Annotated in this window: 21 protein-coding genes; 4 read left to right on the top strand and 17 right to left on the bottom strand. The window is 42.5% G+C overall.

What is annotated here, in order from left to right:
• The 13 genes from pxpB to DDV96_RS09480 form a co-directional block, all read right to left on the bottom strand.
• Complete coding sequence (gene pxpB, locus DDV96_RS09540) at positions 1-726, bottom strand: 5-oxoprolinase subunit PxpB (protein ID WP_116694532.1); 726 nt, start codon at positions 724-726, stop codon at positions 1-3.
• Complete coding sequence (gene pxpA, locus DDV96_RS09535; protein WP_116694531.1) at positions 723-1457, bottom strand: 5-oxoprolinase subunit PxpA; 735 nt, start codon at positions 1455-1457, stop codon at positions 723-725. Before pxpA ends, pxpB begins: the two co-directional genes overlap by 4 nt.
• A gap of 193 nt (positions 1458-1650) precedes the next feature.
• Positions 1651-2880, bottom strand: a complete 1230-nt coding sequence (locus DDV96_RS09530) for an Nramp family divalent metal transporter (protein ID WP_116694530.1) — start codon at positions 2878-2880, stop codon at positions 1651-1653.
• Positions 2858-4021: a DUF2891 domain-containing protein gene (locus DDV96_RS09525; protein WP_116694529.1), complete on the bottom strand. Its 1164-nt coding sequence runs from the start codon at positions 4019-4021 to the stop codon at positions 2858-2860. Before DDV96_RS09525 ends, DDV96_RS09530 begins: the two co-directional genes overlap by 23 nt.
• A gap of 185 nt (positions 4022-4206) precedes the next feature.
• Positions 4207-7080, bottom strand: coding sequence for a M16 family metallopeptidase (locus tag DDV96_RS09520; protein WP_116694528.1), 2874 nt, complete (start codon positions 7078-7080; stop codon positions 4207-4209).
• Positions 7081-7296: 216 nt separating this feature from the next.
• Positions 7297-8838 (bottom strand): YifB family Mg chelatase-like AAA ATPase, encoded by a 1542-nt coding sequence (locus tag DDV96_RS09515; RefSeq protein WP_116694527.1) that lies wholly within the window; start codon positions 8836-8838, stop codon positions 7297-7299.
• An 85-nt stretch (positions 8839-8923) separates the two neighbouring features.
• A complete protein-coding gene (locus tag DDV96_RS09510; protein WP_116694526.1) occupies positions 8924-9235 on the bottom strand; it encodes a DUF6122 family protein in 312 nt (103 codons plus the stop codon).
• A gap of 266 nt (positions 9236-9501) precedes the next feature.
• The gene (locus DDV96_RS09505) at positions 9502-10866 is read right to left on the bottom strand and encodes an aldehyde dehydrogenase (RefSeq protein WP_116694525.1); all 1365 of its coding nucleotides are present in this window, start codon (positions 10864-10866) and stop codon (positions 9502-9504) included.
• Between the two features lie 67 nt (positions 10867-10933).
• A complete protein-coding gene (locus DDV96_RS09500; RefSeq protein ID WP_116694524.1) occupies positions 10934-11701 on the bottom strand; it encodes a carboxypeptidase-like regulatory domain-containing protein in 768 nt (255 codons plus the stop codon).
• Between the two features lie 74 nt (positions 11702-11775).
• Positions 11776-13530 (bottom strand): DEAD/DEAH box helicase, encoded by a 1755-nt coding sequence (locus tag DDV96_RS09495; RefSeq protein WP_116694523.1) that lies wholly within the window; start codon positions 13528-13530, stop codon positions 11776-11778.
• A 187-nt stretch (positions 13531-13717) separates the two neighbouring features.
• Positions 13718-14290 (bottom strand): non-canonical purine NTP diphosphatase, encoded by a 573-nt coding sequence (locus DDV96_RS09490; RefSeq protein ID WP_116694522.1) that lies wholly within the window; start codon positions 14288-14290, stop codon positions 13718-13720.
• 32 nt (positions 14291-14322) lie between these two features.
• Positions 14323-14697, bottom strand: a complete 375-nt coding sequence (locus DDV96_RS09485; RefSeq protein WP_116694521.1) for a VOC family protein — start codon at positions 14695-14697, stop codon at positions 14323-14325.
• A 166-nt stretch (positions 14698-14863) separates the two neighbouring features.
• Positions 14864-15544: a TrmH family RNA methyltransferase gene (locus DDV96_RS09480; RefSeq protein ID WP_116694520.1), complete on the bottom strand. Its 681-nt coding sequence runs from the start codon at positions 15542-15544 to the stop codon at positions 14864-14866.
• 46 nt (positions 15545-15590) lie between these two features.
• Between DDV96_RS09480 and DDV96_RS09475 the strand changes: the two genes are divergently transcribed.
• From DDV96_RS09475 to purB, 3 genes are read left to right on the top strand one after another with little or no spacing between them, the layout of a single operon-like run.
• A complete protein-coding gene (locus DDV96_RS09475) occupies positions 15591-16280 on the top strand; it encodes an SIR2 family NAD-dependent protein deacylase (protein WP_116694519.1) in 690 nt (229 codons plus the stop codon).
• Positions 16273-16845, top strand: a complete 573-nt coding sequence (locus tag DDV96_RS09470) for an adenylosuccinate lyase (RefSeq protein WP_116694518.1) — start codon at positions 16273-16275, stop codon at positions 16843-16845. The genes DDV96_RS09475 and DDV96_RS09470 overlap by 8 nt, the downstream gene beginning before the upstream one ends.
• A 45-nt stretch (positions 16846-16890) precedes the next feature.
• Positions 16891-18234 carry an adenylosuccinate lyase gene (purB, locus tag DDV96_RS09465; RefSeq protein ID WP_116694517.1) on the top strand — a complete coding sequence of 448 codons (1344 nt, stop codon included), beginning with the start codon at positions 16891-16893 and terminating at the stop codon, positions 18232-18234.
• Positions 18235-18301: 67 nt separating this feature from the next.
• Here the strand turns inward: purB and DDV96_RS09460 are convergent, their stop codons facing one another.
• Genes DDV96_RS09460 through DDV96_RS09445 form a run of 4 tightly spaced genes read right to left on the bottom strand, consistent with a single transcriptional unit; the run spans position 18302 to position 20355 of the window.
• Positions 18302-18871, bottom strand: coding sequence for a DUF4252 domain-containing protein (locus DDV96_RS09460; protein WP_116694516.1), 570 nt, complete (start codon positions 18869-18871; stop codon positions 18302-18304).
• 2 nt (positions 18872-18873) lie between these two features.
• Positions 18874-19410 (bottom strand): DUF4252 domain-containing protein, encoded by a 537-nt coding sequence (locus DDV96_RS09455; RefSeq protein ID WP_116694515.1) that lies wholly within the window; start codon positions 19408-19410, stop codon positions 18874-18876.
• A 17-nt stretch (positions 19411-19427) separates the two neighbouring features.
• Positions 19428-19862 (bottom strand): hypothetical protein, encoded by a 435-nt coding sequence (locus tag DDV96_RS09450; protein WP_116694514.1) that lies wholly within the window; start codon positions 19860-19862, stop codon positions 19428-19430.
• Positions 19849-20355 carry an RNA polymerase sigma factor gene (locus tag DDV96_RS09445; protein ID WP_116694513.1) on the bottom strand — a complete coding sequence of 169 codons (507 nt, stop codon included), beginning with the start codon at positions 20353-20355 and terminating at the stop codon, positions 19849-19851. The genes DDV96_RS09450 and DDV96_RS09445 overlap by 14 nt, the downstream gene beginning before the upstream one ends.
• Positions 20356-20579: 224 nt before the next feature.
• Here DDV96_RS09445 and DDV96_RS09440 point away from each other — a divergent pair, with 224 nt between their 5' ends.
• The gene (locus tag DDV96_RS09440; RefSeq protein WP_116694512.1) at positions 20580-21983 is read left to right on the top strand and encodes a S41 family peptidase; all 1404 of its coding nucleotides are present in this window, start codon (positions 20580-20582) and stop codon (positions 21981-21983) included.
• Positions 21984-21999 lie beyond the last annotated feature (16 nt).

The following is a 21999-nucleotide window of genomic DNA, read 5'->3' as shown; positions in this document are numbered from 1 at the left end:
TCAATCATTTTTGGCCTCCTCCCCTATTTTATAGATATCGACATTTACTTCCACTTCAATTTTACGGTATTCATCTTTAGAGATGGAGACAAACTTTATAAAATCCCCAAACTTCAATAAAGCAGGTGGTTTCTTTTCAATGGAAAAAAATCGCAAAGGACATTTTCCTATTATGTTCCATCCGCCAGGGGAAGAAGCGGTATAAATTCCCGTTTGTGAGCCTGCAATGGCAACCGACCCTGTTTCTATTTTCTCTCTCGGATTTTCTCTTCTGGGTGTTTTTAAACGCCCGTCCAAGCCACCTAAGTAAGGGAAACCGGGCAAAAAGCCCAAAAAATAGACCTTGTATTGTGGTTGGGTATGAAGCTCGATAACTTCCGCAACCGTTAAGTTGTTTTTCTTTGCCACTTTTTCAATATCGAGGGCAAATTTTGGGTCGTAACACACCGGAATTTGCAACACCCGCGAAATTGCCGGCTCTGCCTTAGCCGTGTTTTTCAGTTTTTCCGCCAATTGTTCGATAAAAGCATCTTGTTGCACCGCTTTGTTCAAAAAAACTGCCAAAGAACTGTAAGCAGGAACGGTTTCGAGCACCTGTTCAGGAAATGTTTCCAAGACCAACTGTTTTGCCTGCAAAACGTGGGTAAGGGTTTCATTGTCGATGGAAGGGCTCCACTCGATCAATACGGCCTTTTCACCATAGGGTTTTATATTTGGCTGTTTCATCGGTTTAAAGTTAACCCATTATTTTTCATTTGGTTATGGATGTACTGCAAAATTTCAACCGATTGTTGGTTATCGCTATGAATGCAATAGGTAGAGGCATTGATTGGTTTAGCAATCCCGGAGGCGGTTGTCACCTTTTCTTCGGAAACCATGGTAAACAGCTGTTTCCAAGCAGTTCTTGGTTTTTCTATGAGCGCACCGGGCTCACTTCGGGAAACCAAAGAAAGGTCGTCGTTGTAGCGTCTGTCAATGAACGCTTCAAATTCCAAAGGCAGCAAGTTTTCGGCCTTACGGTGCAAAACCGAATTGTATTGCACATACAATTTAGGGCGTACTTTTGTCTGTACAATCGCTTCCACTACCGCATCGGCCGTGGGGGCATCTTTGGCGGCATAATTATATAAAGCGCCGTGCAATTTTATATGATGGATGGTGGCTTCTTCGGTTTCACAAACCGCCAAAAAATGCAGCAATTGGTTAAAAACGGTTGCGGTGAGCTCTTTTTTGGTCATCGTAATGATCTTCCTTCCGAAGTTATCTTTATCGGGAAACGAAGGATGAGCACCAATTTTCACATCGTACTTCTTTGCCAATTGAATGGCCGTGCGCATCGTACTTTCGTTACCATAATGCCCGCCACAGGCAATACTGCAAGAAGCAATCAATGGCATAATGGCTTTGTCAAAACCACTGCCCTCGCCCAAATCTGCGTTGATGTCTATATGTTTCATGTTTTGGGTTTTATTTCCGGGGTTTCGACTCCGCTCAGCCACCTGTAATCGGTATCCGTTAAGGTAAAAACAACAAATCAATTAATTGGTTGAAAAATCAATTTTTTTTCTGAAAACTAATGACTCTCAAAACGGTCAACACTATTTATAGGGAAGTACATTTTTCCAAATTCCAGCATTCAGTGTCCAGCATTTAAATATCAAAAAACACTTTTGCAAGGCTTCGAAGGCCTAAAACAACCGCAACAAGCACAATAAGAAAACCTAAAACATTTTGGGCTGCAGTGTTCTTAAAAGGCCCCAACACTGTTTTTTTATTTACGGCCCATAACAAAAAACCAGCGATGACCGGTAATAAAATACCGTTGGCCACTTGTGCAAAATGAATGACTTCAATTGGTTTAAATCCTACCGAAGAAAAAAGCACACCCGTTAGCAGTACGAGCATCCACACAGCACGGAATTTTTTCGATTGCAGTCCGGCATCCCAGTTAAAACAGCCCCTTGCCACATACGCCGTCGCCAAAGGTGCCGTAATGGCTGAAGTAATCCCCGCGGCGAACAGCCCTAAGCTCAAAAAGTATTTTGCAAAACCACCAAATAGCGGTTCCAAACTTTGCGCCAAGTCTGCCGCATTGTTGATTTCTGAACTGCCAATGGAAGCCGCACAAACAATAATGGCAATGGAAACCAACCCGCCAAGAACGACCGAAAAATACAGATCGGTTTTAGCTGCTTTTAAATTTTCTTTCCCCTTCCATTTTTCGTTGACCAATGCCGCATGCAAAAAAAGGTTATAGGGTACCACAGTTGTCCCTACCAAGGCGATGATAGCCAAAACACCTTCTTTGGGGATGGTAAGCACAAACATCCCTTTCAACACTTCCATCCAGTTGGGCTGGGTTAAAAACGCGGTGATTATAAAAGAAAGGCTCATTAAAACTACCAAAGCAACGAGACTGCGCTCTATTATTTTATAATTTCCTATAAACAATAATATAAAAGCAATGGCACCGATCAATACACTTAAAAAATTGAATTCCATGGCAGCAATGGACAGAGTGGATTTTGAAAGCAAGGTTTCTACACCCAACATTCCGCCAGTAATGTTGCCGGCTTCGTAGGCAGCGTTTCCTATTAATATGGCCGAAAGGATAAGCAGCAAAGCGACCACGCGGACTGTTTTTGAAGTTATTTCGCTACGGACCGCTTCGGCCAGCCCTTTTCCGTACACCAAGCCCAACCTAACGGCCATTTCCTGAAGCACGATGGTGGCGATGATCGACAACACCATGGCCCAGATTAAGGTAAAACCATACGCAACTCCGGTAACAATGCAAACGGTTACCGTTCCCGGACCTATAAAAGCGGCAGCCACCAAGGCACCGGGACCAATATTTTTAATGCGGTGCTTTACCTTCATCGCTACGGTTTTGCTGAAGGGCATAAATGGCAAAACTCGCCAGCCAGTGTCCGCCTTCATACGAATCGCCCACTAAATTAGGATATGAATAGGAAACATGTTCATTTGCACTATTTGTTAGGTGTTTGTATTCGGGATATTGATTTGCCAAACCATAAAACACCCAAGCCCGACTAAAGTTAAGCCCGTCAAGGTGTACTAATTTTCCATCGCTTCTATCGCCTACTTTTCCCGGTTCAAGATGGTAGTCATTGTTTTTTAAAGCGGGTAAAAAGGTGTCTAACCAGTCTTTAAATTCCGTTTCAGAAAGTACGCGTCGCATAATATCCACTTCTTCTAAGCAGGGCGAGAGAAAATCATATCCGCTGGGTTCCCAAGTGATGGGGCAATTTTCGTCTTTCAGGTAAAAGTCTTTGGCTCTTTTTTCAATCAGCTTCTTAAATGCTGTATCACCGGTCGCATTTGCATAATCCCACGCAAACGCCAAGCCGAAAGCAGTGTTGGTGTGTTCGCCCACACGGATGGGATATACCAGTTTGGGCAAATATTCTTTGTATTTTAAAACGATTTCATCGGTCAATGGCTGTAGGTTTTCTGCCAATTGTTGGGCCATGGGGTCGTCCCAGCTGTGCAACGCTTCGGTGAGTTTCAACAACCACGCCCACCCATAAGTGCGCTCGTAGGTTTTATTGATGTCTTTTTGAAAATAGTCCAACTCTTTTAAAACGTTTTTAGTGGTCATGTTCTTCTGGAGCAGTTGTTTTATTTCATCAGCCTTTTCCATATCGGGAAACTGTTTTAACAAGGTTACCATAGACCAATAACCGTGCACGGCACTATGCCAGTCAAAACAGCCGTAAAAAATGGGATGCAACGCCTCGGGGGACTGCAAATCTTCATCGCTGCCGATGGTCTGCCCTAACTTATTGGGGTATTCGTTTTCCACACAGTGCAAAGGAAATTCAATTAACTGGTTGGCTTCAGCAACTGTAAACGAAGGAGCATCGTATTGCTCGATTTCAGATTTGGCTGCGGTGTTATGTTCAGGTTCCATCTTGGTTTTGGTCTTCTTTTTTTCTTCGGAAGGATTACAACTTACGATTATTGAAAGTAATAGGATAAAAAAGGAGCGTGTCTTCATAACAGCTTATTTCAGAATTAATTCAGGATGAAAAGCTAAAGATAGAAAAAAAGACCTTAAAGGTTTTACCTCCTACGCTGAAATAGCTCCGGCGGACAAGCTAAAACCCTTGAGGTCTATGCAGTTTTTATAAAAAAGGGACACCAATTGGCATCCCTATTTATCATTGACTTGGAATTTATGAATTACATTTCAACTTCTTCCAGCTTTACTTCCTCGCCTTCTTTGTTCAAGAGTTTCACTTCATCAAAGCCCATATCCTTAAATTGGGCAAACTGGGTAGCGGCATCACCAACCACTACATAAGCCATCTTGGATTCATCCAAATATTTGTTGGCCAAGGCTCGATGTTGTTCCAAGGTCATGTTTTTAACAATGGACTCTTCGTTTTCAATATAATTTTCAGGTAGCTCGTAACTGCTCATTTCCTGAAGCATGCCCAATAACGAGAACTGGGTTTCAAAACGGCGGGCGTTCGATTTGATCATTGCATTTTTGGTGAACTCCAAATCTTCTTCGCTGATGCCTTCTTTGTACTTGGCAATTTGATCTTTGAATATTTGTACCGACTCGCCTGTGGTATTGGTTCGCACACTGGACGATGCGGTAAACTTACCTGGGGTTTTACTACCGCTGAAACCGGTACGAGCTCCGTAAGTGTATCCTTTTTCTTCTCGCAGGATCAGGTTTACATTACCGTTAAAAGAACCACCTAATTTGTAGTTCATTACCTCAGCAGGGTAAAAGTCCTTATCAGTTCGTGGTAACGCGATATAACCAATATTGATTACAGACTGCTTGGCATTTGGAATGTCAACAAAATACAGGGAAGCTTTGTCGCGCTTCTCTGGCATTGGATATTCGGGAATGGTGACGTCTTTGGCTTCCCAACGTTTTTCCAGTCCGTTCAATTGTTTCAGGGTTTCTTCTTGGTCTATTTTACCGACCACGTGAAACGTACTGATAGAAGGCGAAAAATTCTCGTTGTAGAATTCTTTTAAGTCTGCCATTGTTATGGCTCCTACAGATTCTTCGCTTCCGCTGGTGGGCAGGCTGAAAATATGATCTTCGCCATACAGCAACTTATTGTACACATTGCTCGCCACCCGATTAGGATTGGCAGCACTACGTTTTATCTGGTTAATGGTCTTGGTTTTTATTCGGCCCAACTCCTCTTGGTCCCAACGTGGTTCCAATAAAATTTCCTCGACCAAATCCATTGTTTTATCAAAATTACGCGTTAACGTATTTCCACGGATGACAATAGACTCGTTGGTGGTGTACATATTGATGGACGCTCCCAATAGATCGATGGCTTCTTCCAGTTCTTCCGGGGTTTTGTTTTGGGTGCCTTCCATCATAATGTCGGTCATCAGATTAGCGACGCCGTTTTTGTCTTTGCTGTCCATTAAATGGCCGCCTTCAATCACTAAACTGAAATTGACCGTAGGGATTTCATTTTGCTCTATGCCATAAACTTCCATACCGTTTTCCAATTGGGCGGTCCACGTATCTGGGATGCTCAATGCTGGTGCCGGGCCTTGTTCGGGCTCTACGGAGCGGTCGAAACTTGAAGGTGTTTTGGCGATCGTTTCATTGGATTCTGTTATGTTTTTTTCTACGTTTTCTTTTATTTCCTCTTCTACAACCGGTGCTTTTTCTGAATTTTCAGCAACCAGTTCCATTTGGCCTTTTGGGACGAAGCTGGTCAATACAAAAGGCTTGTCTTTTATGTATTTATTGTACACGCGCATCACATCTTCTTTGGTGACGTCTTTGATGTTTTCAATATCTTCCTCGATAAAGCCAGGGTCGCCCGTAAAGGTATTGTAACGTGCCAGCTGAAACGATTTCCCCAACACACTGCTGATGCCGTTGTAAAAATCTGTTTCCAGACCCGCTTTAATGCGTTCAATATCACGATCGGTCACGCCTTCTTGTTCAAATAACGCAAAAGCCTCTTTTATTCCGGCTTCTACGCTGTCCAGGTCTACGCCATTATTAGCAGTAATGTTGATCCTGAATTCCCCGGCCAGTTCCTGCGAACTGTTGTAAGCCGAAGTTCGTGAAGTCAAATTTTTATCTTTAACCAGTACCTTATATAAAGGTGCTTTTTTTCCATCGGAAAGGATTTCAGCCAAGAAATCCAACGCATACGCATCGTCGGTGTATTGCTGTACCGTTGGCCATACCATATTCAATTGCGGGGCATTCGCAAAATTATCTTCGTGGTACAGGCGTTTGGTTTCTGAAATGGTAACCGGCTGTGGTTCCATTTTTTCGACCTCTTGCCGTTTTTTAATTTCGCCGAAATATTTTTCTATCAAGTCTTTTGTTTCCGATTTTTCAAAATCACCTGCCAACACCAGTGTCGCATTGTTTGGGCCATAGAAGCGGTCGTAAAATTCGCGCACATCTTCCACCGTCGCATTTTGAAGGTCTTTTAATTCGCCAATAACCTGCCAATTGTACGGATGCCCTTCCGGATAGATGTTTTTGTCGATCACCCAGTTGGTGTGTCCGTACGGGTTATTATCAACGCGCTGCCTCTTTTCATTTTGAACCACTTCCTGTTGGTTATAAAACGCACTTTCGGTTACGGTATTGATTAAATACCCCATACGGTCGCTTTCCATCCAAAGCACCATTTCCATGGCGTTTTTGGGCACCACTTCATAATAAATGGTACCGTCTTTCCACGTACCACCGTTTAAAGTCCCGCCGGCATCCTGTATTTTTTTGAAGAATTGATCCTGAGGAACGTTCTCCGATTCTTGAAACAGCATATGCTCAAACAAATGCGCAAAACCCGTACGCCCGGTTTTTTCACGGTTGGAACCCACCCCATATTGGATGGCGACCGAAACAATGGGATCGCTTGTATCTTGATGCAAGACCACGTCCAAGCCGTTTTCCAGTTCATACTTTTCAAAATCGACAGAAAGCGAGGCGCTTTCTTCTTTGTCTGCCACGGCCTTTTCATTCTTACAGGCCGTAAAAACCAACGCCGTCATCATTAAAATGGCCAACGTTGTTTTTAGGGAATTTTTTAAAATCATGTTTTTTTGGTTTAATGAAGCGTTAAAGATACAATTGCAAGTTGGTGGCGGTCTTAATGAAATGTTAAAAATAGTTTCGGCTCTATCACATTGCCATACAATCTTGATGCACACTCCGATACAATCCCGATGAACACTTCGATACAATCCCGATGAAAAATCGGGATCACTCAGTGTCCTTGTTCTACTCTTTGCTTTTCGATTACAAATCATTTATTATCCAAACCACCCATCCCGGTCCAAGCTTCTGTACTGAATGGCTTCGGAAATATGGTTGCCAGTAATGTTTTCTGAATTATCTAAATCGGCTATGGTTCTGGATACTTTTAAAATCCGATCGTACGCACGGGCGGAAAGGTTTAAGCGTTCCATGGCGGTTTTCAGCAACTGTAAGGAGGCTTCGTCCAGTTTACAGAATTTTCTAATTTGTTTGACGCCCATTTGTGCATTGTAATGGATGTTTTCAATTTCGGCAAAACGTTCAGACTGTATTTTTCTGGCCTTTGTTACCCGCTCCCGTATTATGACACTGGACTCTCCTTTTCGGTCTTCGCTCAATTTTTCAAATGGGACTGGGGTCACTTCTATGTGGATATCGATCCTATCCAACAACGGGCCGGATATTTTGCTCAAGTACCGTTGCATTTCAGCCGGCGAAGAGGTAACCGGGGCATCGGGATCGTTGAAGTAACCGCCGGGACTGGGATTCATACTTGCCACCAACATAAAACTGGACGGATAGGTAACCGTAAACCGCGCCCGGGAAATGGTAACGTCCCTATCTTCGAGTGGTTGGCGCATTACTTCGAGAACACTGCGTTTAAATTCGGGCAGTTCATCGAGAAACAAAACACCGTTGTGTGCCAATGAAATTTCTCCCGGTTGTGGATATTGGCCGCCACCAACTAAAGCGACGTCGCTAATGGTGTGGTGGGGACTTCGGAAAGGCCGCGCAGTCATAATACCGCCTTTTTCTTTTGTTCGGCCGGCGACACTGTGTATTTTAGTGGTTTCCAAAGCTTCACTTAGTGACAAGGGCGGTAAAATACTGGGCAAACGTTTGGCCAACATCGTTTTTCCCGAACCCGGCGGCCCGATCAATATAATATTATGCCCGCCGGCAGCCGCAATTTCCATACAACGTTTAATGCTTTCCTGTCCTTTTACATCGCTAAAGTCGAATTCAGGATTTTCCAAATGTTCGTAAAATTCGGCTTCCATATCGACGAGAGTTTGTTCCAGCGGGATTTCAGCATTAAAAAAGTCGATCACTTCTTCAATGGTACCTACGCCATAGACTTCCAAGCCGTCAACTATCGCAGCTTCCTTGGCATTCTGCTTTGGGAGAATAAAACCTTTAAAGCCTTCTTCTTTAGCTTTTATGGCAATGGGCAAGGCGCCGCGAATGGGTTGCAAACTTCCGTCCAAGGAGAGTTCGCCCATGATAATGTATTCAGAAAGCGGATTGTTCTCTTTTATTTGTCCGGTTGAGACCAAAATGCCGAGGGCTAAAGTAAGGTCGTAGGCCGAGCCTTCTTTACGAAGATCGGCTGGCGCCATGTTGAGGGTTATCTTTTTTCCAGGGATTCTAAAACCGTTGTTCTGTAAAGCGGCGGCAATACGGTAATTGCTTTCTTTAATGGCATTGTCTGGCAGGCCAACCAGATGATAGCCAACGCCTATGTCGGTATTCACTTCAACGGTTATCGTGGTCGCTTCTACGCCAAACACGGCACTCCCATAAACTTTTGTGAGCATAGTTCTTCAGAATTTAATAACGGGGGAGTTCAACAGGGAAGAAAGATAGCGATTTTTTATTTATATATCGTTTTCCACCAAATCACTACTTGATCCACCAACAATCAATAAAATCTGTTAGCATATGAAACAGCAATCCTACGGCAACGATTCTGGTTTTTTTGAAGAACAGAAGCAGTACGTAAACCCCAATGGCATAATACGAATGCAAGGGATGAAACCCAATGCTACAGCGTTCTGGAGAAAATATTGGATCTGCCAATACATGATCCACATCTACGAGCATGGTAGCAATCATGATCAACCAAGCCTTTTTCCAATTGTTTCTGAAAAAAACAAATGCAATAAGACCTGGAGCCAGAAAATGAAGGGTATAATGAATAAAAGTCTGAAGCATTTTTATATAAACTATCGAGAAAAAAAGGTTAATAAACGGTTAGCTGCACCATTCAATATCCTGCAGCAGTTTCATTTTTTGTATTCTCACACAATAATAACACTAAACCCTAACTTATATGAAAAATTTCAGGAGGTTTCTTACTCACACAGACCCAAACATTTGAATTTCAATATTCTGGCACAGGGTTTTGTAAATATTTCAAACCTCGCCAATGGCTTAATCTTGCCATTATTACAGTATCTCGTAAAACCAACGATAAAATTTTACTGCCAACGCATCATCCGTTTGATCCACTTCAGTTTGTTTTTGGTATGCGGATAATATTTAATGGGAAGCTCCAGCCAGGTAGGTTTATCGAGAATGCTTTTATAATGCGTAAAACAGTCAAAACCGGCTTTGCCGTGGTAACTGCCTATTCCGCTCTGGCCCACGCCACCAAAAGGCAGGTTTGGGTTCGAAATGTGCATCACCGCATCGTTTACGGCGCCTCCTCCAAAGGAAATTTCTTTCAGGATTTTCTGTTTTGTTTTCTTATCGCTGGTGAACACATAGCAGGACAACGGCTTCGGAAATGTTCGCACCTTAGATATAGCATCTTCTACATTAGTATAAGCAATCACCGGTAAAATGGGGCCGAAAATTTCTTCTTGCATTGGCGCATCATCAAATGAAATATTTTGAAGAACTGTAGGTTGTATGTAACGGCTTTCTTTGCTCAAGGTTCCACCGTAGTATATTTTATCCTGCGGAATCATTTTTTCAAGCCGGTCAAAATTATCATCATTGATAATCTGGACGCAGTTATCATTTTCAAAGGCAAAGCGCTCTTTCTCGATTTCGGCTTTTAGCAGCTCTAAAAATTCATCTTTTACGCGTTCGTGCACCATTACATAGTCTGGCGCAATACAGGTTTGGCCAGCATTTAAAAACTTGGCCCAGACCAATCTTTTTGCGGTCATTTTCATATTGCAGTCTTCGGTAACAAAAGCCGGACTCTTTCCGCCCATTTCCAAGGTGACGGGCGTGAGGGTTTCGGCAGCGGCTTTATATACAATCTTGCCCACTTTGGTACTTCCGGTAAAGAAAATCTTATCGAAATCCTGTTTTAAAAGTTCGGTTGTTTCGGGTACACCACCTTCGATTACCTTAAACACTCTCGGGTCAAAGTTTTCATTGATCAATTGAGCAATAATGTTACTGGTATTTGCAGGCAGTTCACTGGGTTTTAAAACCACTGTATTACCGGCGGCCAATGCAGCTACAACGGGAGCAAGGGACAATTGGTAAGGGTAATTCCACGCGCCAATGACCAAGCAGACTCCAAGAGGTTCGGGTATAATGTAACTTGTTGCCGGGAAATTCAGCAAGTTGGTTGAAACCCGTTTTCTACCGGACCAATTTTTCAGGTTGCGTTTGGCTTGTTTTATATCGTGGTACAGCAAAGCCAACTCGCTCACATACGTTTCGAACCCCGATTTTTTAAAATCGCCATAAATGGCTTCGTTCAATAAGCTTTCGTTTTCCTTTAAAACGGTCTCTAATGTATTGAGTTGTTTTTTCCTGAAGGAAACAGCTTTTGTGGTGTGGGTGTTAAAAAATTCTTTTTGAGTTGCGATCAGTTGCTTCATGGCGCTTGGTTTATGAGCACACTAAAATACAAAAAGCCCATCCAAAACACTGAAACAAAGAACCTATTTACCCTTTCCCCCGGTTCAACACCTTATATTCTTCGTAGCATTCACTAATGGCGTCGAGGATTTGGAGATCGCTTGCTGTTTTTATGAAGTTTTCGGAATAGCTGCAATTGTTCAATATCTCGTCAATATCCACGCGTTCCAATTGTAGCACTGCCATAAGGGTTTCCCTATCGTATTTATTGGCAAGCAAGTTGCGTATTTCGTCATCTTCCTTCATTTTACGGAGCTTGCGCATTTGTTTGGGCCGTTTTCCGAAGACATTGTAAAGAAAATCGGCCGGGTTAAATATGGCGCTCAACACTTTGTTGACGGCTCCTGGTTGCCTGCTTCCGCCTTCGTAACCTGTGCTCAAACCCGAAATACGGTAGCGGTAATTGTCGTACACCGGGATTATTTTGGCATCGACCTCTACATATCCGGTGAGCTGTACGGGTTTAACCACCACTTCTTCCAAGGCGATGCCCAGCTCGGTCATTTTTACTTTAATGTCGCCAAATTTAAGCCAGTCATTGGTCACGCGAACCCTAATGGATTTATACCCTAAATAACTGAAATAAAGCGTGTCATTCACTTTGGCACGAATGGAAAAATCACCATCCTTATCGGTCGTGGTACCAATTACCTCGCTCAGGTTCACGATGTTCACATTTTCCAGTGGCTCATCGGTGGCACTGCTGAGCACCTTTCCCTTGATGGGCGCGTTTTCTTGCGAGAAGGCCATCCACGATATCGTACAGAACACTAAAAGTAAAAGATGTTTTTTCATAGCTAATTTGGGTAAATTTACATAAATAGACGAAACATCCGTGCCAAAGTTTCAAAAGGTGGGCAATTTATTTATTAATTGCGTCTTCTGCGTTTACCGCCGGTACCTTTTCCGGAAGGTTTTTGGCCTCTCCTCCGGCTTTTGCCTTTAAAATTCGGTTTTCCGCCGTCAAAACTTTTTCCGCTTCGTCTGCCCGATTTCCGGCCTTTGCCACCACTTTTTCCGCCACCTTTTTTTCGGCCGTCCTTGCTTATTTCTACTGAAATGTTACGTCCATCCAGCTTAAAATCGTCAAAAATGCTCAAAACCAAATCTTGATGCTTTTTATCGGTATTGAAAAAGGAAAACGAATCCTTTACATCTACACGGAACACATCGTCCTGACCTAAACTAAGTAAATCTTTTAAGAAATCTTTTAGGCTCATCCAGTTGAAATCGTCGCGCCCTCCAATATTGATGAAATAACGCACACTATCTGGATTATGACCCGCCGAAGGATCGCCGGCCGCAGCATTGAGGTCTTTTTCGTTTTTGTAATAATTGTAAAAACGCGTAAACTCTACCGAAAATACTTTTTTAATCAATTCTTCTTTGCTGAAACCTTCTAAGACCTCATTGATATTTGGCAAATAAGGTTCGATCTCTTGATTGACCTCGGTGTTTTTGATGCTATTGGCCAAATGGAACAGTTGCGTTTCACAGATTTCCATCCCGCTGGGGATTTCTTTTTTGGTAAAGCTTCTTTGAATGATTTTTTCAATGCTCTTGATTTTCCGGAGCTCACTTTTTGAGACAATTACCATAGAAACCCCGCTTTTTCCAGCACGACCGGTACGGCCGCTACGGTGGGTATAGGTTTCAATTTCGTCTGGCAATTGGTAATTGATCACGTGGGTAATATCGTCCACATCAATACCACGGGCGGCAACATCGGTTGCGACCAACATCTGTATTTGTCGCGTACGGAATGATTTCATGACCAAATCACGCTGGTTCTGACTCAAATCACCGTGCAGGGCAGCAGCGTTGTAGCCGTCTTCAATCAGTTTTTCAGCGACTTTTTGGGTATCGCGCTTGGTGCGGCAAAAGACTACCGAAAAGATATCGGGGTTGGCATCGGCCAACCGTTTCAACGCCAAATACCGGTCCCTGGCATTGACCAAGTAATATTCGTGCGAAACGTTTTCGGTACCTACGTTTTTGCTGCCCACGGTAATTTCAACCGGACTGTGCATAAACTTCTTGGCAATTTTTGCCACGTCTTTTGGCATGGTTGCGCTAAACAGCCACGTACTTTTATCTTTTGGCGAATGTGACAGTATTTCAGTGATGTCTTCGTAGAAGCCCATGTTCAGCATCTCATCTGCTTCGTCGAGAACGCAATATTCAATTTTTGAAATATCGATCATCCCGCGGCCAATCATGTCTTTCATCCTTCCGGGCGTGGCAACGATAATCTGTGCTCCTTTTTTAATTTGGCGGGCTTGATCGCTAATGCTGGCACCACCGTAAATGGCGACCACATTAAGTCCTTTTTTATGTTTTCCGTAGCTTTCCAGCTCTTTGGTGATCTGTAAACAAAGCTCACGGGTTGGCGAAAGAATAAGCCCTTGCGTGGTGCGGCTTTCTATGTGTATTTTTTGGAGCATCGGGAACCCAAACGCTGCGGTTTTACCGGTCCCGGTTTGTGCTAAGGAAACGATATCTGTTTCCCGGTCCAATAAAATAGGGATTGTTTTTTCTTGTACTTCCGAAGGGGTTTCAAAACCCATGTCGGTAATGGCCTGAAGTAAGTTTTTCTCAAGGCCCAATTGTGTAAATGTAGCCATATAATGGTTTAAATGTTTGCGTGTTGGTTGGAAGCAAACGACTGTTAAACCTTGGGCTCCGCTTCAACACAAATCCTCACCCTGAGGATTTTTTTTGAAGCGGCAAAGATACTACTAACTATTGACTTAAATAGGATTTCGGTAAGTTATTTTCATTTTTACTGACACGGCGCTAAGCCATTAATCTTCACTCTTTAAGGTACTCAATAAGTTGCCGCATGGCCTTGCCCCGGTGGCCTATTTCACTTTTTTGGGTGAGTTTCATTTCGGCGAAGGTTTCATTAAAGCCATCGGGCTTGAAGATTGGGTCGTAACCAAAACCGCTATCACCTTTCTTTTCGGTGGTGATTTCCCCTTCACAAATTCCAAGAAACAACACTTCGGAATGATTTAACGTCAATGCGATTGCGGTTTTAAAGCGGGCAGAACGATCCTCTTTCCCGTCAAGGTTTTCTAAGAGCTTTTCGATATTCGCTTCTGAATTTTTTTCCTCCCCGGCATAACGTGCACTATACACCCCAGGTTCCCCGTCAAGGGCAGCGACCTCTAAGCCAGTATCGTCTGCGAAGCAATTAAGGTCGTAATTATCGCGCACATAATTGGCTTTTAAAATAGCGTTGCCTTCAATGGTATCGGCTGTTTCAGGGATGTCTTCGGTGCAACCAATATCAGTTAGGCTCAATACCTGAATATATTTGGGCAACAAAGCTTTTACCTCTTTCAGTTTGTTTTTATTATGTGTGGCAAAAACTAATTTCATTATTTGAATTTGAAGTTTTTTTCGCAGGAATTTTATTTTTGTGAATGCAAAGCTACCCTATTTCCTTCAGAATCTATAAAAACCCCTATAAAGCCGTGTTCTGGAGAAATTTCGGTTTTTTCTTGATAGATTTTTCCACCAGCACCTTCTACTCTATTTAGTTCATTTTTAACATCTTCACTGTAAAAATAGACTAACGGGCCTTCTTCACTGGGGATGTAACTTTCTTGTTGAATTAGAGTTCCAGTGGCTCCGGGAGCACCTTCAGCAAAAGGAAACCAACCCATTTTTAAGCCCCCGAAATCAACGGGTTTTATGGTGGTGTCAAAAACTTTTTCATAAAACTGTATGGCGCGTTCCATATTGGAAACGGGAATTTCTATCCAGGCAAAAGGGTTGTGGTTCATAATCGTAGATTTTAGTGTTTGCAATTCAACCCCTAATTTACTGCTTTTTTCCGTAACTATTTTTATACCTACAGGGTTTTTAAAACCTTGCAGGAAATTGTAGTTTCAGTATAATTCCAGCATCTCTGGCTCGTTGGCAGGCAGCATTCAGCATTTAACCTCCCATTTACTGTTTTTTTCCCTGATACCCCGTCTGCTTTCCGGCATGGTATCGTTTTATAATATCTTCGGAACTTTTAATGCACTTTTGGGTCCAATCCATTTCAATCTCACGTTTTTCGGCTTCTGAAAGTTGCCATGGCAAACCACTTTTTTTAAGTCTGGTAACAACGTCTTGAAGGATAATAGCTGCCGAAACGGAAATGTTTAAGCTTTCGGTAAATCCATACATCGGTATTTTCAGGAACCCGTCGGCTTGATCAAGAACGGCATCGCTAAGACCTTCGCTCTCTTTTCCGAAGAAAAAAGCGCTTTTTCTGGACACATCAAAATCTTGCAGCATGGTTGACTCGTTATGTGGCGTCGTGGCAATTAATTGATAGCCTTGGACTTTTAGGTTTTTCATACAGTTTTCAATGCTGCTGTACCGGTTTAAGCTCACCCATTTTTGCGCACCCATGGCAATTTCGCGATCTACCCGTTTGCCCAATTTTTCTTCTACGACGTGAAGATCCTGAATGCCAAATACATCGCAGGTCCGCATTACGGCACTGGTGTTGTGCAATTGGTACACATCTTCGGTCACCACCGTAAAATGGCGGGTACGTTTGGCCAACACTTCTTTAAAAAGTGCCTTGCGGCGGTCGGTAAGATAGCTTTGCAGGTATTCAAACAGTTGGGTATCCAATGAAATTGTGTATTTTTAAAAAACGAAGATATAAAAAAATAGCGCAATGAACATTGTAGTTTTGACCGGTGCCGGCGTAAGTGCCGAAAGTGGCATCAATACCTTTAGGGACAGCAACGGCCTGTGGGAAAACCACGATATTATGGAAGTGGCCTCCCCCGAAGGTTTTGCCAAAAACCCAGAACTGGTACTGGATTTTTACAACAAACGACGAAAACAGTTATTGGAAGTGCAACCCAATGCTGCCCATAAAGCCTTGGCCCAACTTGAAAAAAACCACGCCGTTACCATTATAACCCAAAATGTGGACGACCTGCACGAACGGGCTGGCAGTACCAACGTCGTACATTTGCACGGCGAATTGTTGAAAGTGCGCAGTACCGGCAACGAAACCACGGTTTTAGAGTGGAAAAAAGACCTCAACCTTGGCGATTGCTGCGATGAAAACCACCAATTGCGACCGCACGTGGTTTGGTTTGGTGAAATGGTGCCTATGATGGACGAAGCGATGAAACACGTTTCTGAAGCCGATATTTTAATAATCGTTGGCACCTCTATGCAGGTGTATCCCGCTGCGGGATTGCTTCAATTTGCTTCAGAAAACGTGCCTATTTATTTTGTGGATCCCAACCCATCTATTTCTTCTTCAGAACGGGTTTCGGTCTTTGCTGAAAAAGCCTCGACGGGGGTGCCCAAGGTTATTTCAGAAATAGAAAACGCTCCGTATAATGAGTGATACCGGTTTATTACAGCAACTCAGTTATAAAAAAGCGTACCGAAAAAACCGCTTGCAAGCTGCCCATTGGGTGATCGATCACCCCGGAACCTTTGGCGAACTGCTTACATGTTGTTTTAAAAATGAAGACGATGTATCATACAAAGCCGCGTGGGTACTGGAGTTTGTGTATTTAGAACAACCAAGTTTATTATTTCCACACTTAGATATATTTTTTGAAAAACTGCCTACGGTAACACGCGACCAAACCTTGAGGCCAATGGCGCATATTTGTGAGATGATTGCTATTTCATATTATAAAAAGAAGGAAAAAAAGATAGTTTCTTGTTTATCTGAAACCCATAAAAAAACAATGACGGAGTGTTGTTTCGACTGGTTGATAACCGATAAAAAAGTGGCTTGCCAAGCGCGTGCCATGACGGCTTTATATTATTTAGGCACCGAGTTTGAATGGATACATCACCAGTTACGGCAAATCTTGGAGCAAAACATCCACCAAGGAAGCGCAGGATATAAAGCAAGGGGTAAGAAAATCCTTGGAAAAATTCGGAATCCTGAATCCTGAATTCTGAATGGAAAAAGGTATCTTTGCACCTTTAAATTTCAACCTATGGCCAGCAACGCATTACAAGCAATTTCGCCCATTGACGGACGCTACGCATCGAAAACAAAAGACCTTATCCCTTTCTTTTCTGAAGAAGCACTGATAAAATACCGCGTGCAGGTAGAAGTGGAGTATTTTATCGCTTTGGTAACGCTTCCACTCCCTCAGCTAAACAGTTTTGACACCTCAAAATTTGAAGCGCTTCGGAAATTATATACTGATTTTTCCACGGAAGATGCCCAACAAATTAAGGACACCGAAAAAGTGACCAACCACGATGTGAAAGCGGTTGAATATTTTATAAAAGAAAAATTTGACGGTTTAGGGCTTCAGGGTTTTAAGGAATTCATTCATTTTGGCCTAACCTCGCAGGACATTAATAATACCGCCATTCCGCTATCGCTAAAAGAAGCGATGAACGAGGTGTATGTGCCCTTGTTGCTTGATGTAAAAAAGAAGTTGAAAGAATTGGCCAAGGATTGGGCAAACGTACCCATGTTGGCACGAACCCACGGCCAACCGGCTTCTCCTACCCGTTTAGGGAAAGAAATCGATGTGTTTGTAACGCGTATCGAAGAGCAGTTCGGCCTGCTGGACAATATTAAAAGTGCAGCGAAATTTGGCGGTGCTACTGGGAATTTTAATGCCCATAAAGTTGCTTATCCTGATGTAGATTGGAAAGCGTTTGGACAAAATTTTGTACAATCTAAATTAGGATTGCACCATTCCTTCCCAACTACACAAATTGAGCATTACGACCATATGGCGGCGTTGTTTGATTGCCTAAAACGCATCAACACTATTTTAATCGATCTAGACCGGGATATCTGGAGCTATGTGTCCATGGATTATTTTAAACAGAAAATAAAGAAGGGTGAAGTAGGGTCTTCGGCCATGCCGCATAAAGTAAACCCGATCGATTTTGAGAACAGCGAAGGGAATCTCGGTATCGCAAACGCTCTCTTCGAACATCTTTCGGCCAAGTTGCCCATTAGCCGCTTGCAACGCGATTTAACCGATAGCACCGTTTTACGAAACATCGGTGTTCCCATTGGCCACACTTTAATCGGTTTTCAGTCCACGTTAAAAGGGTTGGATAAATTATTACTGAACGAAGCCAAATTCAATGAAGACCTTGAAAAAAACTGGGCGGTCGTGGCCGAAGCCATCCAAACCATTCTACGACGGGAAGGCTATGCAAACCCTTATGAAGCATTAAAAGGTCTAACTAGAACCAACGAAGCCATCACCAAGCAATCCATAGCCGATTTTATTGAAACCTTGGATGTTTCCGAAGCCGTAAAAGAAGAAATGCGGGTGATTACACCTTCTAATTATACAGGGATTTAAAAACCTAATATAAAAAAAGCTTCAGAAAACACCTGAAGCTTTTTTTTATTGAGTTTAGAAATAAATACTATTGTTTAACAGCAGTACTATCAGCGCCCATACTCAAAATATCTCCTATTCCGCTTAATTGGTCTATATTGATGTCGCCCTTGTCAATGGATTTCATTAATTTCATCATTTGATCCGGTCGCATCTTCTCGCCTAACAGTCTGAATACCGCAAAACCACGCTCTTCATCACTGGCAAAGACAATCAACTCATCAATGGCATCTTCTTCCCCTGTGTATTTTAAAGTAGCACCACGATTGTTAGAGCCCATTTTAAGTAAGGTTTTGTATTTTTCTTCCGCAAGAATGGATTTCACCTTGTCTTTTTCGGTTTGATAATCGGTTTTGTTATCGCCTTTTAAAGGATATGCGACAACGTTTATTTTTTTAACGGTTGCCAAGATGTCTTTCTCTTCCCGGGTAAAATCGCTGTTTTCATTTTGTAGCAAACTAGTGGCCAAATCCACTTTTAAGAATTTATCGTCATCCTGTTTGTCAACTAAATATTGTTGTAGCGATTCCGAGTTGTCGCAGGAAAACAGCGCTAGGCTCGCTAAGGTAATACCTAATATATATTTTGCAAGTGTCATAATTATTGTTTTTTATCGTCAAGGTTCTTCAGTGCGTCGCTTCCCGGAACGTTAAGGTCTTTGGTGAGTTTGGAGACTTTTTTAAGGTCGATGTTTCCGGTAATGCTCATGATCACGGTACGCTCTTTGCCCTCCAGGTTTCCGGTAAGGTGCATCAAGAGTTCGCTTACGTAATTATCGGTTTTTCCTTCTTTTGAATAAAACTTGATGTTTTTGCCATCGTCTTTTACCCGCATCAGTTCAGAAAGTTTGGAATTGCCGGCGACATATTTTGAAACGGCATCGTTCATTTTTGAAGCGACCGAAAGGTTATCGGTAGTAAAAATCTTGATGTTGTCCAGGCTGTTGACCAATTCCAGGTATTCTTTTACCTCGGGGTCGTTGGAGTCAAAATCCATCTTGCTGAGAAGCTTGAACATATTTTTGGTGGCTACAAAAGAGGTTACGTCTTTTTCATCTTCGAATACATCGAAGGCTTTTTGCGCCGAAGCGAAGAAAGGTACCGCCAATAGGGCAATTAATATAAGTGACTTTTTCATGTTTAAAGTGTTAAGGGTTATTTTAAAATTTTGTTTTTTGTTTCGGTAAATGTTGAAATGTACGTGAGCTCTTCGGCTCCTTTATTAAAGTTTTTAGACATAAACTGCATGGCTTCCTTGGTTTTTTCAAATGCGGCCAAAGCTTCTTGTTCTTCTTGTGTTAGTTTTGGTTCAGAAAACACAAACCCCGCCACGCCAATGGCCAGCACTACCGATGCTGCCGCAGCATACCACCAATTCTTTATTTTAAATTGGTTTTTTGGCAGTTTCAGTTCCCGATCAGAAACCTCTTCTTTTGCGGCGACCAAACCTACAAACAATGGCTGATACATCGCTACTTGTGGCGCTATTTCATCTTGTGCAAAATAGTCCCGTAACATGGCTTCTTCGGCCAAGGTGGTGTTGCCTTCAAAATAGGCATCCAGCAATTTTTCTATTTTAGCTAATTCCATAATTGTGTTTTTTAATCAGTTGTTCCCGTACTGTTTTTCTTGCCCGGGACAAATTTACGCGCACTGCGGTTTCGTTACTGTCCAGCATTTTTGCGATTTCTGAAAATTCAAACTGTTCCACGTCCCGCAATTGCAATACAATGCGTTGTTGTTCGGGCAAAGTTTCCATTATTTTAAAAACCAATTGTACCCCATCATTTGCTTCAATTTTCTTTTCTACATTTTCTGAAGTCTGAAAGTTGTTGTGAACAATCTTTAAATTGGAAGCCTGTTTCGATTTTAACCGATCCAGACAATAATTTTTTGTCATGGTCACGGCAAAAGCTTCAGGGTTTCTATAGTTTCCAATTTTATTGCGGCCTTTCCATAGTTTCAAATACACTTCCTGTATGGCATCTTCAGCTTCATCGCCCGAAACAAGAATCCGTTTTGCAAGACGATATAACTTATCCTTAAAAGGAAGCACGGTTGCTATAAATTCTTTTTGTTTCATTTTTTGGTGGTTGTGGGAAAGCTTTTGTGATGGCTCTCTATACTTACGACGAACAACTATAATATTTGTTACATTTACATTTCTGAAACTATAAAACTACAAGTAAACCGCAGATATATTATATTTGATTTTGAAAATCAACTGTAAACCCCGTAATTTTCATATTTACAATATTGTAAGTATTTTGGGGTTATTAGACTAAATCGAAATAAAACCCCAACATCTTGAAAAAGAAACTCATACTACTTTTACTGATTGTCGCTACTCTATTCACTTCTTGTTTTGAAGATAGCGACGACAACCCCCGTACCGCCTCCCAGTTGGAAATACAGGATTTCATTTACCGCGGCCTTAATTTTTTCTATCTCTATAAAGCTGACAAACCCGAACTTGCCGATGATGCTTTTGCCAATGAGCAGGAATTGAATAACTTTTTAAGCAGTTATGATTCCCCCGAAAGCCTATTCGACTTTCTGACCGTGCCACAAGACCGTTTCAGTATTTTGGTAGATGATTATATCGAATTGGAAAATGCACTTTCCGGTGTTTCCAAAAGCAACGGAATGGAATTTGGCCTGGTACGCTACCCCAATAACCCAACAAATGTATTTGGGTATGTGCGCTACGTATTGCCAAATACCGATGCCGAGACCAAAGGGTTGCAACGTGGCGATATTTTTAACTCTATCGATGGACAACAACTTAACGAAAACAATTTTAACGCATTGCTATCACAAGATAGTTACACTATTGGCCTCGCAACTTTTGACGGTACAAACGTAAATTCCACCGGAGAAACGGCCTCGCTTACAAAAACACAATACACCGAAAACCCTGTCTATATTGCCAAGACCTTGGATGTTCAAGGGCAAAAAATAGGGTATGTAATGTACAATAGCTTCACAAGGGATTTTGATAATGACCTCAACGCTGCTTTTGGATCTTTACAGGCAGATGGCGTGACAGATTTAGTTTTAGACCTTCGTTACAATGGGGGCGGCGCCGTGGAAACTGCGGTCGATCTGGCCGGTATGATTACCGGTCAGTTTAACGGCGAACTGTTTTATACCGAACAATGGAACCCAGACCGCCAAGAAGAATATGCCGAAAACGGACTTTTTAACGCAGCCATAAGTGACGGCAGCGCCATTAACAGTTTAGGCCTTACCACCGTTTATATTTTGACCACCGGTCGTACCGCCTCAGCAAGCGAGCTGGTAATCAACGGCCTCGACCCTTACATTAATGTGGTACAAATTGGCCAAAACACCACGGGGAAATTTCAAGCTTCGTTTTTATTGTACGATGCGCCCGCACCTGGTTTTCGGCGCAGTCAAGCCAACCCAGATCACACGTATGCCATGTTGCCGTTAGTGTTTAAAACTGCCAATGCCGTTGGAAACACCGATTACGTGGACGGATTAACCCCAGATATTGCCATAGATGAGGATTACGCCAATTTAGGCATATTAGGAGATGTAAACGAGCCTTTTTTGGCGACGGCCCTTTCCGAAATCGTGCCCGGTTTCCCAAAACCTGCTTCACGCGGTTCTTTTAATGAGTTGGAAGAGATTTCTGAAAGCAAGGCAAACTCGCCTTTACATCAAATTATGTTGGCTGAGCATTAAATAAAAAGCGCCGAGT

The sequence above is a fragment of the Marixanthomonas spongiae genome, assembly GCF_003095375.1.
Taxonomy (GTDB): Bacteria; Bacteroidota; Bacteroidia; order Flavobacteriales; family Flavobacteriaceae; genus Marixanthomonas; species Marixanthomonas spongiae.
The sequence above is the reverse complement of the archived record's forward strand: the minus strand, read 5'-3'. Positions and strand labels throughout refer to the sequence as shown.